Source organism: Aquabacterium sp. TM01 (assembly GCF_057808345.1).
In genome coordinates, this window is record NZ_AP046529.1 from 1906878 (window position 1) to 1921020 (window position 14143).

At 66.2% G+C, this 14143-nt stretch carries 10 protein-coding genes; 5 read left to right on the forward strand and 5 right to left on the reverse strand.

Going from position 1 to position 14143, the window contains the following annotated elements:
• Window positions 1-38: 38 nt before the first annotated feature.
• Genes AC3WW4_RS08740 through AC3WW4_RS08750 form a run of 3 tightly spaced genes read left to right on the forward strand, consistent with a single transcriptional unit; the run spans window position 39 to window position 7536 of the window.
• On the forward strand, window positions 39-1211 hold the full coding sequence (locus AC3WW4_RS08740; RefSeq protein ID WP_488828015.1) for a vWA domain-containing protein: 1173 nt from the start codon (window positions 39-41) through the stop codon (window positions 1209-1211).
• Window positions 1208-3178: an autotransporter assembly complex protein TamA gene (locus AC3WW4_RS08745; protein ID WP_488828016.1), complete on the forward strand. Its 1971-nt coding sequence runs from the start codon at window positions 1208-1210 to the stop codon at window positions 3176-3178. The genes AC3WW4_RS08740 and AC3WW4_RS08745 overlap by 4 nt, the downstream gene beginning before the upstream one ends.
• Window positions 3175-7536: a translocation/assembly module TamB domain-containing protein gene (locus AC3WW4_RS08750; RefSeq protein WP_488828017.1), complete on the forward strand. Its 4362-nt coding sequence runs from the start codon at window positions 3175-3177 to the stop codon at window positions 7534-7536. The genes AC3WW4_RS08745 and AC3WW4_RS08750 overlap by 4 nt, the downstream gene beginning before the upstream one ends.
• A 6-nt stretch (window positions 7537-7542) precedes the next feature.
• Here AC3WW4_RS08750 and AC3WW4_RS08755 read toward each other — a convergent pair whose 3' ends face one another.
• The 3 genes from AC3WW4_RS08755 to AC3WW4_RS08765 form a co-directional block, all read right to left on the reverse strand.
• Window positions 7543-8907: a DUF3422 family protein gene (locus AC3WW4_RS08755; protein ID WP_488828018.1), complete on the reverse strand. Its 1365-nt coding sequence runs from the start codon at window positions 8905-8907 to the stop codon at window positions 7543-7545.
• A 143-nt stretch (window positions 8908-9050) separates the two neighbouring features.
• A complete protein-coding gene (locus AC3WW4_RS08760) occupies window positions 9051-11144 on the reverse strand; it encodes a TonB-dependent copper receptor (protein WP_488828019.1) in 2094 nt (697 codons plus the stop codon).
• 82 nt (window positions 11145-11226) lie between these two features.
• Window positions 11227-11622: a DUF2946 family protein gene (locus AC3WW4_RS08765; protein WP_488828020.1), complete on the reverse strand. Its 396-nt coding sequence runs from the start codon at window positions 11620-11622 to the stop codon at window positions 11227-11229.
• Between the two features lie 78 nt (window positions 11623-11700).
• Here AC3WW4_RS08765 and AC3WW4_RS08770 point away from each other — a divergent pair, with 78 nt between their 5' ends.
• Entirely contained in the window at window positions 11701-12339 is a 639-nt protein-coding gene (locus tag AC3WW4_RS08770) for an SAM-dependent methyltransferase (protein ID WP_488828021.1), read from the forward strand.
• 7 nt (window positions 12340-12346) lie between these two features.
• Here the strand turns inward: AC3WW4_RS08770 and AC3WW4_RS08775 are convergent, their stop codons facing one another.
• Window positions 12347-12793 (reverse strand): OsmC family protein, encoded by a 447-nt coding sequence (locus tag AC3WW4_RS08775; RefSeq protein ID WP_488828022.1) that lies wholly within the window; start codon window positions 12791-12793, stop codon window positions 12347-12349.
• A 24-nt stretch (window positions 12794-12817) separates the two neighbouring features.
• On the reverse strand, window positions 12818-13678 hold the full coding sequence (locus tag AC3WW4_RS08780) for an MBL fold metallo-hydrolase (protein ID WP_488829715.1): 861 nt from the start codon (window positions 13676-13678) through the stop codon (window positions 12818-12820).
• Window positions 13679-13759: 81 nt separating this feature from the next.
• On the opposite strand from AC3WW4_RS08780, the gene AC3WW4_RS08785 reads away from it, so the two are divergent.
• The gene (locus AC3WW4_RS08785; protein WP_488828023.1) at window positions 13760-14131 is read left to right on the forward strand and encodes a metalloregulator ArsR/SmtB family transcription factor; all 372 of its coding nucleotides are present in this window, start codon (window positions 13760-13762) and stop codon (window positions 14129-14131) included.
• Window positions 14132-14143 lie beyond the last annotated feature (12 nt).

A 14143-nucleotide genomic window follows, 5' to 3' on the forward strand; every position in this document is an offset into this window, starting at 1 on the left:
CCGAGGTGAAAATAGCGCAGCGACTTTCTGGAAAGCCCATGCTCATTGATTTCTTCTTCGCCTTGCGCAACGCCAAGCTGCCGGTCACGATCCCGGAGTACCTGAGCTTGCTCGAGGCGATCAAGGGTGAGGTCATTGGCCCCTCGGTGGATGAGTTTTACCACCTGGCGCGCATGACCCTGGTGAAGAACGAGACGCATTTTGACAAATTTGATCGCACCTTCGCCACGTACTTTCAGGGGGCCACGCAGGCCATTGACCTGACCCGTGAGTTGCCGCTGGAGTGGCTGCGCAAGAAGTTCGAGCGCGAACTGAGCCCGGAAGACCGCGCCAAGATCGAAGCCATGGGCTGGGACAAGCTCATGGACCGCCTCAAGGAGTTGCTGGAAGAGCAGAAAGAGCGCCACGAGGGCGGCAACAAGTGGATCGGCACGGGTGGCACCTCGCCGTTTGGAGCGTATGGCTACAACCCGGAAGGCATCCGGGTCGGGCAGGACCGCTCACGCCACCGCAGTGCGGTCAAGGTGTGGGACAAGCGCGAGTTCAAGGACTACGACGACTCGATCGAGCTGGACACGCGCAACATCAAGGTGGCTTTGCGCCGCCTGCGCAAGTTTGCCCGCCAGGGTGCGGCCGAAGAGCTGGACCTGGATCACACCATCCATGCCACGGCGGCCAACGCCGGCATGCTGGACATCAAGATGGTGCCCGAGCGCCACAACACGGTGAAGGTGCTGTTGTTGATGGACGTGGGGGGGTCGATGGACGACCACATTCACCGGGTGGAAGAGCTGTTCTCGGCCGCCAAGTCGGAGTTCAAGCACCTGGAGTTCTATTACTTCCACAACTGTGTCTATGACTTCATGTGGAAGAACAACCACCGCCGCTACACCGAGAAGATCCCCACGTGGGACATCTTGCGCAAGTACAACAAGGACTACAAACTCATTTTCGTGGGCGATGCCACGATGAGTCCGTACGAGATCCTGCAGGCCGGCGGCAGTGTCGAGTACAACAACGAAGAGCCGGGCGCGGAATGGATCGGGCGGCTGACGAATGCCTTTCCGAACCATGTCTGGATCAATCCGGAACCGCCGGGGGTGTGGAACTACCGCCAGAGCGTTTCCATCATGCATCAGCTGATGGGCGGGCGCATGTTCCCCATGAGCCTGCAAGGGCTCGAAAGTGCCATGCGTTTGCTGAGCAAATGAGCCAATTGGGGTCCGTGAAGCCGGGGCTGTGGCCTGCGATCGCCTTGTGGCTGAGCGCGGTGCCCCTGTGTGCCACGGCGCAAGGCGCGACGCCCCCTGTGCCGATCTCGCCGTTCACCCCTTCGGCGCCCACCACACCTGTTGCCCCCGCGCCGGCCGTGTCTGTGCCGGAGGTGGAGGACGCCGAGGCGGCGCCCGCCACGGTGGTGACGCCCCGCCGGCGTCTGCCGCCCTTGGTGTGGCAGCTCCAGGTTGATGCGCCGGACCCGCTCGATGCGCTGTTGACGCAGCACTTGGAGTTGGCGCGTTTTCAGCGCGAGTTGGCCGACAACGACAACCTGCGCATCAGCCGCAACGAGTTGCGGCGTCTGGTCATCTCCGCACCCGACGAGGCCCGCAGCCTGCTGGAGGCCGAGGGCTATTTCGGGGCTCAGATCACCACCCGCGTCGACGACGAGGTGAGTGACAAGCCAGTGGTGGTGACGCTCAAGGTCGTCCCCGGTGAGCGCACCCGCATCAGCAAGGTGCAGATGATTTACGAAGGCGCGCTGGATGTGGCGCTGTCCGAGGGGGATGCGCGCGCGCAATCGCTGGTGGACCGACTGGCGAGCGCCTGGGGCTTGCCGGTGGGCGAGGTGTTCCGCCAGAGCGTGTGGTCGTCTGCCAAAAACGGTGCGTTGGCCCAGTTGCGGGCCCAGGGCTACCCCACGGCGTCATGGAGCGGGACGTCGGTGACGGTGGACGCGACCGCGCGCACCGCCAAGCTGTTCCTGGTGGCTGACTCGGGGCCGGGCTTCGTGTTCGGGGACATCCGCGTTGAAGGCTTGCACCGTCAACCGGCGTCGGCCGTGTTGAATCTGGCGCCGTTCAAGAAGGGCGAGCCGTACGAGGAAAAACTGGTGCTCGACTGGCAGGAGCGTATCCAGAAGCTCAATCTGTTCGAGAACGTTTTTGTGACCACTGGCTTTGATCCGACCCAGGCGGATGCGACGCCGGTGGTGGTGCAGTTGCGCGAAATGCCCATGCAGGCGGCCACCGTGGGGGTTGGCGCGAGCAGTGACACCGGGCCGCGGGTCTCGGGTGAGCATCTGCACCGCAATCTGTGGGGCCAGGGCTGGCAGGCGAAGACCGCGTTGCAGATCGGCAAGCGCGAGTCGCGTGGGCAGGTGGACCTGACTTCGCACCCCTGGCCAGGGCGCGTGCGGGGCCTGGTGTCGGGACAGGCCTCGCGCCTGCTGGACAGCGACGATGCCGTGACGTCCAGCCAGCGCATCCGCGTCGGTCTCCTGGAAGAAGGCGAGGTGCACGAGCGCACCCACTATGTCGCGTACCAGCACGCCCGCGTGACCTCGCGCGACAAGGTGGTGGTGGCGAACGCTTCGGCCGTGAGTGGCACCACGCAATGGATCTGGCGCCATGTGGACAACCAGATCCTGCCCACGAAGGGGTTCACCACCTTGGCGGACCTGACCTTGGGGCAGACCTACTCGGCCCTCAATGAGACGGGGTCGTTCGTGCGAGCCTATGGGCGGGTGACGGCGTACCAGCCCTTGCCGGCCAATTGGCACTTGACCGCCCGCGCCGAAGCCGGGCAGGTGACGGCGGGCGATGCCGTGAGCGTGCCCGATACCTTGCTGTTCCGCGCGGGGGGGGATGACTCCGTGCGTGGCTATGCCTACCGCTCCTTGGGTGTGACGCGTGATGGCGTCATCACCGGCGGGCGAGCCTTGGCCACCGGCAGCGTCGAGCTGGCGCATCCGATCATCCAGCGCATGCCCAGCTTGCTGGGCGCGGTGTTTGTGGACGTGGGCGACGCGGCCGATCGCATGGGGGATCTGCGCCCGAAGGTGGGTTACGGCGTGGGCGTGCGTTGGCGCAGCCCGGTGGGCATGCTGCGTCTGGATCTGGCCCGTGGAACCGAGACGGGGCAGTTTCGCGTGCACTTCAGTGTGGGGATCAGTCTGTGAGCGAGCGGCCTGAATCGGCCCCGCCGACGCCGGCTTCGCCCGAGGGCGCCGCTGTGGCGATGACCGTGCGCCGCCGCTCCGTGTGGCGCTGGCTTTGGGTGCCGCTGTGGGCCGTGGTGGGGGTGTTGGCCTTGTTGGTGGCCGTGTGGGGCCTGGCACACAACGAGTGGGCGACGCAGCGCGTGCTGTCGTCGTTGGCGGGCGTGGGCGTGCGGGTGACTGCGCCTCAGGGGGCCTTGCTGGGCCATTTCCAGGCAGAACGTGTGGAAGTGGACTTGCCGCGAGGGGGCTTTGTGCACCTGGAGGCGCCCGCGTGGCAGGGCTTGACGCTGGTGCCCGACCCGGAGGTGGCCTGGTTCACCGGTGTGCGGGCCCAGGGCCTGCAGGTGCGTCGGGTGCGGTTGCACTGGGTGGCCGGGCCGCCTTCGCAAACGCCGTTGCAGGCGCCGCGCAACCTGAGCTTGCCCGTGTCGGTGCACCTGGGGCGCGTGCAGGTGGGTGAATTCACCAGCAACCTGGTGGGCGAGGTGCCTTTCAAGGGCCTGGATGCGGGGCTGGCTTTGCACGATGGCTTGTTGCCCACGCGTCACCGGATCCGTTTGCAGCACCTGAGCTGGGGCGATTGGCAGGTGCAGGGCCAGGCCGATGTGAACGTGCGCGGTCGCATGATGGTGGATGCGGCCCTGCAGGGCTCGGGGGTGGTGTCGACCGATTTGAAGGCCCGCGCCGATGTGCGCTTGAAGGGGGCCTTGACCGACCTGGGTGTGACGGCGCAGGCCCAGTTGCAGCGTGGAGATCAGACGGCGCAGGCGGTGGATGTGGCTGCGCAAGTGCAGGCGTTTGCGCCGTGGCCGGTGTCACGCCTGAAGGCCCAGTTGGATGGCCTGAATCTGGCCGATCTGCACGCTGGCTTGCCACGCACTGCGTTGAAGGGCAAGCTGGACATCGAACCTCAAGGCCAGGGCACTGACCGGGCCAAAGGCAAGGACGCGGCCCACACCGATTTGCAGTGGCGCGTGGCCCTGCACAACAGCCTGAGCGGCGCTTGGGACCAGCAGCGCTTGCCGGTGCGAGACTGGCAAGGCGTGCTGCAGATGGCAAAGGCCACCGAGGCTCGCTCGATCGACGACGTGCTGGCCGCCGTGGTGGTGGATTGGCAGCTGGCCATGCCTCGGGTGCGAGGGGGCGAGTCGGCGCAGGTGAAACTGAGTGGCGGTTGGGGCCAGGGCCGCAGTCTGAAGGTGACCGTGTCCCAACTGGAGCCCCAGGCGTTGCACACGCAGGCACCGGCCTTGCAATTGCAAGGTGAGGTGACCTTGGCCCCCGAGCGCTCGCCTACGGATGCCACCCCTTCGTGGCGTGACACCGCGGCCACCCTGGCCGCCCGCCTGAAGGGCACGTACGGGCCCGAACATGCCGTGCCGGAGCGCGCGAAAGCCATGCCGTCGGGCGTGCGTCCGGTCGAGGCGACGGTGGCGGCCCGTTATGCACCGGGCGTGGTGAGCGTCGCCCGTCTGGCCTTGGTGTCGGGCGAGGCGAGTGCGGTGCTCAGCGATGCGCAATGGCGTTGGGCCCCGGCGAAGCCTGCCGGGGCGGCGGTGCCAGGTGCTTCAACCGCGTCGGCCGCCTTGCCCGCATGGCAGGCGAAAGGGGCTTTGAGTGTCCGCGCCTTTGATCCGCAGTTGTGGCTGCCCTGGCCTGAGGGGGCCGGCGGGCGCCATCAGCTGTCGGCCCAGGCGCAATTCGAGCTGGACGCCAGCTGGCGGGGCAGCGTGGACGCGCAACTGGCGCCCAGCTGGTTGGCGGGCGTGCCGCTCAAGGGGGCGGTGCAATGGCAGTCGCCCCGCAACCGTCAGGTCATGACGTTGAACATGGACCTGGATGCCGCAGGCAACCAGGCCAAGGCGCAGTTGCAACTGCCCTGGCGACTGGACCCGCAAGGGCGCCCGGCTTTGGCGCCGTCCGCGCAGTGGCAGGCGCAAATCCATGCGGCAAGCTTGCAGACCTTGCAGCCTCTGGCCGCCTTGGCGGGGGCGCGTCAGATCAGTGGGGCGGTGAACCTGACGACCCAAGGGCAGGGCTTGTGGCCCCGGGTGAGCAGCGACGGGCAGGCGCGCGTGGGTGGGTTCCGCTGGTTGCCCAAGGAAGGTGAGGGCGTCTCGGTGGCCTCGGTGCAAGCGGACTGGGGCCTGGACATGCGCACACCGGGTTCGCCTGTGAAGGTGCATGTGGATGTGCAGCAGGTGCGGGCCGCCAGTGTGGAGGTGGTGGAGGCAAGCCTGCGCGTGAATGGCTCGGTGCAAGCGCACCAGGGGCAGCTGCGTGCCATTTTGACCCGTCCATCGCCCGTGCCTGCGGGGGCCGACGAGGGGGAAGACCGTGCCCCGCCTGAGCGACTGACCACGGACCTGGCGCTGCAAGGGGGCATGAGCTGGACCGACACCGCCCATGCGTGGCAAGGGCGGATTCAGGACCTGGCGGTGCGCCTGGGTGAGGCGCCGGGCCGCGAGGTGTTGCGCCTGCAGCCGATGCCGGTGCAATGGCGCCAGGACGGTCGCAGTGAGAGCGTGACCCTGGGCGTCACGCGCTTGAATCTGATGGGTGCCATGCTGCACCTGCGCGAAGCGGCCTGGACGTGGCCCGACCGGCAGCGTGATCCGGTGGGCGTGGCCGAACTGGACATGGAGTTGGAGGCGTTCAACCTGCCGGAGCTGCTGGCGCAATGGCAGCCCAAAGCGGGCTGGGGCGGTGACCTGATCTTGCAAGGCGGCGTGAAGGTGAGGCACAACCGCCAGGAGCCTTGGACGGTGGACGCCACTGTGCAGCGCAAGTCGGGCGACCTCAGCCTGTCGGAGCCCACCATCGAGGGCAACAGCGCTCAGCGCCTGGGCATTCGCGAGGCGATGGTGAGTCTGCAGGCCCGGCAGGGTGTCTGGACCTTGACGGAGCTGTTTGAAGGTCGTGTCCTGGGCAAGCTGGTGGGCCGGCAGGTGGTGCAGGCGCAGAACCCGACTGCGGGTCCGCAGGGCAGTGATCCTCTGCGTGGCGAACTGGACCTGACCATTGGCAATCTGCGCCCTTGGGGCACCTGGATTCCAGCGGGCTGGCGCGTCAGTGGGCAGGTGCAGGCCAAGGCGGAGCTGGCCGGCACCCTGGGCGCGCCTCGCTACAGCGGTCAGGTCGTGGGTGAGAACCTGGGGGGCGGACAGGCCTTGCTGGGTGTCAACCTGAGTGACGGCAAGCTGCTGATGTCGCTGCGGGGCGACCTGATCGTGCTGCAGCATTTCGAGGCCCGCGGCGGCCCGGCCGGTGGCTTGATCACCGCTCAGGGGCAGGGCACCTTCGGTGAGATCCCGCAGGCGCGCTTGAGCCTGACTGCCGACCACTTCCCGCTGCTGCAGCGGGTAGACCGGCGCGTGGTGGTCAGCGCGAACATCAATGCCGCCCTGGGTACGGAGACGATCGAGGTCGAGGGACATGCACGGGTGGACGAGGGCCTGATCGACATCAGCCAGTCATCGGCACCCACGGTGGGGGACGATGTGACCGTCGTCAATCGGCCGGCGAATGCGCGCCCGGTGGGTGACGCGAATGGCACCACCGCCAACGGCGCCCGCAAGCGCGAACCCCAGCGCAAGCTGGTGGCGCAGCTGGACGTGGACCTGGGTAAAAAGCTGCGCATCAAGGGCATGGGCCTGGATGCCTTCCTGACCGGTGGGCTCAAGGTCACGACGCCGTCGAACCGGCCCACGCTCAACGGCACCATTCGCGTCGAGAACGGCACCTATGCGGCCTACGGCCAGAAACTGGTGGTGGAACGGGGCACGCTGGCCTTCACCGGCCCGATCGAGAACCCGCGGCTGGACATTCTGGCCATGCGGGCACAGTCGCCCATGGCCAGCAACAGCGATGTGAAGGTGGGCGTGGCGATCACCGGCACGGCGCAGGACCCGCGCATCCGCCTGTATTCCGAGCCGGCCATGTCCGAGACGGAAAAGCTGTCGTGGCTGGTGCTGGGGCGTGCGCCCACGGGTCTGGGGGGCGCCGACATCGGGCTGCTGCAAACGGCGGCAGTGGCGCTGCTGTCCGGCGAGGGCTCATCCCCGTCCGACAACCTGATCGGCATGCTGGGTCTGGACCAATTTTCGGTGCGGCAAACCGATGGGGCGGTGCGTGACACCGTGGTCAACGTGGGCAAGCAGGTGTCGCGCTACTGGTATGTGGGCTATGAGCGCAGCCTCAATGCCACCGGCGGCAACTGGCAGCTGATCTACACGCTGGCACGCCGCTTCACGCTGCGTTTGCAAGCCGGGGTGGACAACGCCGCCGACCTGATCTGGTCCTGGCGCTGGGACTGAGCGGGCTCAGTGTCCGTTGTTGAATGTCAGCTTCTTGTGGATTTGGCGGGTGCCCCACCACACGCCCGCCAGCACCAGCGGAATCAGCGCACCGGCCAGCATCTCGGGGTTGACCGGCAGCCCGGCGGCTTTGCCCGCCTTGCCCACGTAGAGGATCAGGCTGACCACGTAGTAGGCGATGGCCGCGATCGACAGGCCTTCCACGGTGGATTGCAGGCGCAGTTGCAGGTCCTGGCCCTTGGTGAGCTTTTCCAGCAGCATCTGGTTCTGCGTTTCGGTGGCGATGTCCACCCGTGTGCGCAGCAAGGCGCTGGCGCGCTCCACACGTTGTGACAGCGAGCTGAGCCGCTGCGAGGTGGCCTGCACCGTGGCAATGGCCGGTGACAGGCGGCGCAGCATGAACTCGCCCACGGTCTGCGTGCCGGGGATGGGCGTTTCACGCAGTTGCTCGATGCGCTGCTCGACCAGGCTGTGGTACGCCATGGTGGCCGAGAAGCGGTACATGTGCGTGGCCGTGGCGCGCTCGATGCGCGCCGCCAAGCCGATCAGGGTGTTGAGCAAGTCCTGGTCTGACGTCTCGGCGTTCTCCATGCGCGCCATGATCTCGGCCAACTGGGCCTCGGACTGGGTGAGCATGGGGCCGAGGTCCTTGGCCACGGGCAGGCCGCGCAGGGCCATCAGACGATAGGTCTCCAGCTCCAGCAGGCGTTGCGAGATGCGGCCCACGCGCAGCTCGGACGTGTCCGGTGGCGAGATGACCAGCAGGCGCTCGAAGCCACTGGGGCGCAGGCGGAAGTCGGTCATCACGCAGGAGCGCCGGATGCCCAGCAGCGAGGCCATGGTCTCGCGACCTTCAATCCACGGTTCTCCCGTGGTCTTCATGCCCTTCAGGTCGTCCACATCGCCGTGGACCATGGCCATCATGATCGCGGCCACGGTGCGACCGGGGATGGCCGCCAGCCAGGCCGGATCGACGACCAGGGCGCGGATCAGCTCGTCATCGTCGCCGTGGACGAGGGCGCCTTCGGGCAGGGCCTGCACGATGGAGTAACGGGTGAACTCGGTGTGGCGCTCCCACTTGAGCGTGTGGTTGGCAAAGCGCAGGCGCTGAAAGTTGCCCGACAGGTGTTCGAGCGTGAGGTCTTCCTGGCCTGGGAGTTGGCGCAGGTGCTGCCACTCCATCTCGCGGGTGATGCCTTCGTTGAGCACGGCCACGTACACGACCAGGGCCGGCAAGCGAATGCGAGCCGGCGGGCGGGCATGGACCTCGTTGTGCAGCATGCGCCGCTGCACGTCATCTGGGGGCAGCACCCGCAGTGGTGGCGTGGCGAGGTCAGCAGGGGACACAGCGGTGGGCGCAACAGAGGACATGAGCGGCGTGTAAAGGTCTGCAAAGCGGCAGATCTCGATTGTCTGCGAATCCGCAGTGCAGTTCGGCCCGCCGCCCCCTGAAGTTGCAGGGCGACGGGCCGATGCGAGTCAACAAGGTGTCGGCTCGTGTGGGGGCGGTGGCGTCAGTCCAGCGCCACCTGCACCTTCAGCCACCCTGTGCGGCCGGGCTCATTGACACGGTAGGTGGTGTCATAGCCGCTGATACCGGAGCCCCCCCGGCTGATCGCCTCCGCATAGGTCTTGTCAAACAGGTTGTCGATGCCCACGCTGAGCTTGACGGCCTTGCTCCAGGCATAGCCAGCGTGCAAGGAGGCCACGGCAAAACCACCCGAGCGGCCCAGGTCTTGCCCCACGATATTGCCTTCGTTGACGGCATAGCGGTGTTGTGAGGCCACCAGGCGCAGCAGGCTGCCGGCGGACCAGGCGCCCCGCTGCCAGTTCAGGCCCAGGCGGGTTTCCAGCGGAGGGATCTGGCCCAGCGCGCGGTCATTGCTGCGGTTCTGGCCGTTGACGTAGGCCAGGCTGCCGAGGGCAGTCCACTGAGGGGTGACCTTGTAATGCGCACCGACTTCGGCTCCCCAGGTACGGGCGTCGACATTGCGCGCGACGGTGGTCGTGCGCATGCCCTTGACCACGTTCGACTGGATCAGGATGTAGTCCTGCACCTGGCTGACGTAGGCCGAGGCGAAGGTGTCCCAGGGGCCTTGCCGGTGCGTGACACCGACGTCGAGCTGGGTGGTCTTCTCAGGCTTCACCTTGTCGAAGGCGCTGATGCTGTTCAGGGCTTCCTTGCTGAACAGCTCCCAGTAGTCGGGCGCGCGCTCGGTGTAGCCCAGGCCGATGTAGCTTTGGGTATGCTCGCCCAGGTCGTGCTCGTAGCGCAGGAAACCGCTGGGCAGTGACTCGTCGCGACTCAGGCCGGCGGTGGGGTTGGCGCCCAGGCTCATCATGCCGCTGCTCATCGTGGTGCGGCGGTCCTTGGCCTCCCACTGATCGCGTCGCAGGCCGGCCACCACCCGCTGCTCGTCATTGAGCAAATGGGTGACCTCGCCAAACAGGCCCAGGTTGTGAAAGCGGGCGTCTTCCATGCGCTGCTGGGTGGCGTACGACGTGACCAGATCGCCTCCCATGCCACTCTTGCGCAGCGTGTGGATGTTGGTCTGCTGATCCACGCCCAGCACGATCTTGTGCACGTCGTCCGGGCGCAGGGTCACGGCCACGCGACCGCCGGTGGTTTCGCGGTCCGGATTGGACGACATGGGGTTGGACATCATCATCGAGGAGACAAATTGCCTCAACGTGTAGTTGTCCATCACGTGGTCCACATAGTTGTTGTAGACCTGGGCCTCGACCGCGTTGAGCAGGCCGTGCATGTGGGTCTTCTCGAACTTCAGGCTCACGTTGCTGCGGTCGAACTTGCTGCCGTCCATGGTCCGGTCGGCATAGGCGGCTTTGGCCCGGCTTTCAATGGCCGACAACTCCAGGCGGGTGTATTCGTCTGGTGTCCAGCCCACGGCCGCGCTGACGCTGCGGCGACGGTAGGCCGAGTTGACTTGGGTGCCATTTCCGTCTTCGTAATCGCCCGAGGCCGCTTCGGTGGCCTGGGCCTGCACATAGCCCAAAGGCGTGCCGGCCTTGGCGTCGACATAGGTGTCGTAGCGCTTGAAGCTGGCGCCAGTCAGGGCGGCTTTGAATTCAGCGCCCGGTTTGCGGAAGTAGGTGGGCTTGCGCTCGAACAGCACGGTGCCGGCCGAGGCGCCTGGGCCGTGTTCGACCGATTGCGGGCCCTTGATCAGGCTGACCTTGTCGAAGGTGTCGGGAAAGACATAGGCGGTGGGGGGGTCCATGCGCATGCCGCAGCCACCCAGGATGTGCTCGCCGTCGATCAGGATGTTCAGGCGCGAGGCCGCCATGCCACGGAACACGGGGTCGCCATCGGTGCCGCCTTTGCGGATCACGCTCATGCCCGGGATGGTCTTGAGCAGGCTGGCACCGTCGTTGGCGGGCAGGGGCTGTTGCGGGTCGCGCGGGTTGAACTGCGTCACCAGCGGGGTCTGCATGGTCGGGGCTGTGATGACCACGGGGGGCAGCACGTCGAGGACACCGGGGACCTCACGGAACGGGGTGGCTGACGTGTCAGCCTGAGCGAGGGTGTGCAGGGGGAAAGCCACGGCGAGAGACAAAGCCAGGGCGGTCGGACGGAATGAGGTCGACATGAAAGGTCTTTCTTCGGATGCAAAGCCGTCCGCGCGAACCAGCTTCAGGCCGGCTCGCGCGGGTAACAAAGTCAAAGGCAGTTCAAGCGAAGAAAGGGGGCGCGCGGGTGCGGGCGTGCCGCAGGTCGGGCGCGCGTGGCAGGACGCCAGCCGACGAGGGCAGGGGACGCGAGCCCTGAGAGATCAGGGTCGCAACAGAAACCGTGGGAGACGACACCAGCGGCGGGCCGCTGGCCGCCAGGCAGAAGGGGCAGTGTTGCGACGCAGAGCCTGTGCCGTTGCTGGCGGGGTCTTGACCACTGCGAGAGACGCCGCCAGTGGAAGAGCAGATGTCGAGCAGGCTGGGTGCGCCAGCCAGTCGCTGCACCATGTGCCAGTTGCTGACGCCCCCTGCCAACAACTGCGCGCACAACGCGAGCAGACCCAACCAGGCGGTCAGGCGCGTGCGGTGGCGCAGCGTGTGAATCAGGGACGACATGGCCGCATTCTAGTCAGCGCGAGCAGGCCGCAGCCGTGATGCACGTCAAAAGAGGCATGTGTAAGATCAGGCGAGTCCATGCCCATTTCTGTCTCAACCACCATGCGTGAATTCTGGAATCAAAAGTTTGCCGATACGACCTACAAGTACGGCCAGCGGCCCAATGTGTTCCTGACCGAGCAGCTTGGCTTGATCCCGGCAGGGGCTCAGGTGTTGGTGCCGGGGGACGGCGAGGGACGCAATGGCGTGTGGTTGGCCCAGCAAGGCTTTGCGGTCACCTCGGTGGACTGTTCGGATGTGGGACAGGACAAGACGCGTGCACTGGCAGCTGAACGCGGCGTGCAATTGCGCACCGTGCTGGCCGACCTCTCGGACTGGTCGCCCGAACCGAATTCAGTGGATGCGGTGGCGGTGGTGTACCTGCACCTGCCGTCCAGCCTGCGGCCCAAGGTGATGGCCGACTTGGCCAAAGCCCTGCGCCCCGGTGGCGTGCTGATCCTGGAAGCCTTTCACCCGAACCAGCTGGGCTTGACCAGCGGTGGGCCGAAGGACGTGGACATGCTCTACACGCTGGAAGGCTTGCGCTCTGATCTGGTCAACGCGGGCCTGAAGGGTGACGAGTTGGTCGCCTGGGAAGGCCCCGTCACGCTCGACGAAGGGCCCTTCCACCAGGGGCCGGCGCAGGTCACACGCTGGGTGTGGCGCCGGCAGGCCTGAAGCTGTTTTACTTGAGCTGGGCGCCCGTGGCGTCAAACACCTGCACGGTGATCGGGATGCCTTGACCCACGCTCTGTGTGACGGTGCAGAAAGCTTCGAACTGGCTCAGGACGCGATCCAGGTGTTCCAGCTGCGCCGCAGGCACGCCCAGGTGCAAGGCGGCGGTCATGTTGAGCACGCGCAGGCGCCCATCGGCATTGCGGCCCACTTCTGCTGCCACTTCTGTACGGATGGGGTCGGGTGACTGCTTGAACTTGCGCAGGGCAAACAGCAGCGAGTCCGACAGGCAGTTGCCCACCGATGCCGACAGCATCTGCACGGGCGAGGGGCCGGTGCCGCCGCCCAGTGGTGCGGGTTCGTCGCAGAGGAGGGCGGGCATGTTGCCCTCGAACGCGACGCGGAACTGGTAGTCCTGCTGCTGGGTCAGGGTGACGTGGGTGATGTCTTGTGCCATGGTGGGCCTTGTTCGAAAAATATGTCAGAAGACGTTGACCGGAAGCTTCAGGTAGTGCTGCCCGTCTGACTCGGCAGGGGGCAGGTGTCCGGCGCGGATGTTCACCTGCACCGAGGGCAGGATCAGGTTGGGCATGGCCAAGGTGGCATCGCGGGCCTGGCGCATGGTCACGAACTCCGCTTCGGTGATGCCGTCGCGCACATGGATGTTGCCCTGGCGCTGGTCGGCCACGGTGCACATGGCTTGCGACGCGCGCGTGTCAGGCGGATAGTCGTGGCACAGGAACAGACGGGTCTGCGGGGACAGGGTCAGGATGCGGCGCACCGATTGGTACAACTGGTGCGCATCCCCGCCAGGAAAGTCGCAGCGGGCTGAACCCACATCGGGCATGAAGAGGGTGTCGCCCACGAAGACGGCATCGCCCACCACAAAGGCCATGTCCGCCGGGGTGTGGCCGGGCACGTGCCAGGCGGTGGCCGTCAGGTCGCCGATCTGGAAGGTGTCGCCATCGGCAAACAGGTGGTCGAACTGCGAGCCGTCGGTGGCGAACTCGGGCTCCAGATGGAACAGGGTTTTAAACACGCTTTGCACGCGCTGGATGGCGTGCCCAATGGCCAGCTTGCCACCGACCTGGGCTTTGACGTAGGGCGCGGCCGACAGGTGATCGGCGTGGGCATGGGTCTCCAGCACCCAGTCGACCGTCAGGTTCTGCGAGCGCACAAAGGCGATGACCTCGTCGGCGTGGGTGTGGGCGGTGCGACCGCTGCGCGCATCAAAGTCCAGCACCGGGTCCACGATGGCAGCGTGTCCGCCAGCATGGTCGTACACCACGTGGGTGTAGGTGCAGGTGGCCGGGTCCAGAAACGATTGAACTTGAGGAGGCAGGGCGGTCATGGCACCAGATTTTGTCAAAGCAGATGCCTCACTTTATTGACAAACAATATATCTGTCAACATAATGAAAATCATGAAAGTGACCTTGCCTGAATCACCCGTGGCGGCCGCCGTCAGCCTGCCGCCGCCTGACCTCGTCGCGCTGCAGGCGTCGGCCGAGAAGGCGTGTGCCTTGCTCAAGGTGATGGCGCACACCGACCGCCTGGTGCTCCTGTGCCGTTTGGCGCAGGGGGAGTTTTGCGTGAGCGCCTTGGAGTCCGACCTGGGCATTCGCCAGCCGACGCTGTCGCAGCAGTTGGGCGTGCTGCGTCAGGAGGGCCTGGTGGACACGCGCCGCGAGGGCAAACACATTTACTACCGCCTGGTCAGTGCCGATGCGGCCGCTGTCATGCAGGTGCTCCACAGTCGTGTCTGTGGTGCGGCCTTGCCGGGCGGAACATGCTGACAAGCGCTTGCA

Bases quoted from the DNA above. Each gene is read 5' to 3' on its own strand.
- AC3WW4_RS08755 (WP_488828018.1), bottom strand. From the start codon at position 8,907: ATGTCCTCTGTTGCGCCCACCGCTGTGTCCCCTGCTGACCTCGCCACG.
- AC3WW4_RS08770 (WP_488828021.1), top strand. From the start codon at position 11,701: ATGCCCATTTCTGTCTCAACCACCATGCGTGAATTCTGGAATCAAAAG.
- AC3WW4_RS08740 (WP_488828015.1), top strand. From the start codon at position 39: ATGCTCATTGATTTCTTCTTCGCCTTGCGCAACGCCAAGCTGCCGGTC.
- AC3WW4_RS08760 (WP_488828019.1), bottom strand. From the start codon at position 11,144: ATGTCGACCTCATTCCGTCCGACCGCCCTGGCTTTGTCTCTCGCCGTG.
- AC3WW4_RS08785 (WP_488828023.1), top strand. From the start codon at position 13,760: ATGAAAGTGACCTTGCCTGAATCACCCGTGGCGGCCGCCGTCAGCCTG.
- AC3WW4_RS08745 (WP_488828016.1), top strand. From the start codon at position 1,208: ATGAGCCAATTGGGGTCCGTGAAGCCGGGGCTGTGGCCTGCGATCGCC.
- AC3WW4_RS08765 (WP_488828020.1), bottom strand. From the start codon at position 11,622: ATGTCGTCCCTGATTCACACGCTGCGCCACCGCACGCGCCTGACCGCC.
- AC3WW4_RS08775 (WP_488828022.1), bottom strand. From the start codon at position 12,793: ATGGCACAAGACATCACCCACGTCACCCTGACCCAGCAGCAGGACTAC.